This window comes from Vibrio sp. D173a, assembly GCF_030248475.1.
In genome coordinates this window covers 1-693 of record NZ_JAHGAH010001075.1, presented here as the reverse complement: position 1 = coordinate 693, position 693 = coordinate 1, and the positions used below count along the sequence as shown (strand labels likewise).

Below are 693 nucleotides of genomic sequence, written 5' to 3'. Positions count from 1 at the left end.
TCACATTCATACGAATTGCTTTGGCTAACGCCGCGGTAGCTTGACCTAAACTGCCGCTACCAATCACGCCTAATGTGCTCCCCGCGATATCTTGAATCGGGTGAGTGAAAAAGCAGAACTGCTTATCTCGCTGCCACACCTCGCCTTCAATATCTTGATGATACCCTTTAAGATTCCGCTTTAGAGCAAACAGCATAGCGATGACATGCTCAGGTACAGACTGTGTCGCATAGCCCTGAATATTGCTGACTGAAATGGCATTACTTTGGCAGTACTCCAAATCGATATTATTGACACCCGTTGCTGAGACCGCAATAAAGCGCAACTGCGTTGCCTGCGATAAATTAGCAGCATTCAGTACCACTTTATTTAACCCGCTGCGCCACTTGATTGGGTTGAGTGAAATCATACTCAACCCAATCATGTTCGAAGCTAAGCGGCTTGAGTGAGATCTGAGACGGTATGGTTGCTCTATCGAGAAACACTACCCTTAGTTTGGTCATTGTCCTTCCTTGCATCAAGATATAACTATCACTCCATTCTACCCTTTTAGCTTTTTGTAATCTGGTAGCGTTGGCTCAATATCGAAGTGTTGCGTTATCTCTGGTTTCGCCTCGGGATAAAAATCACACGCAACAAAGGCGGTAAACAGTTGATCATTAGCCGGGTGGTAAAAACTCAATTCACAGGCAT

Annotated in this window: 2 pseudogenes; both read right to left on the bottom strand. The window is 45.2% G+C overall.

Features of this window, described 5'->3' with window-relative positions:
* Nucleotides 1-503 (bottom strand): annotated as a pseudogene (locus KIV40_RS31395) (NAD(P)-dependent oxidoreductase); the annotation flags it as partial.
* A gap of 38 nt (nucleotides 504-541) precedes the next feature.
* A pseudogene (locus KIV40_RS31390) lies at nucleotides 542-693 on the bottom strand (RNA pseudouridine synthase); the annotation flags it as partial.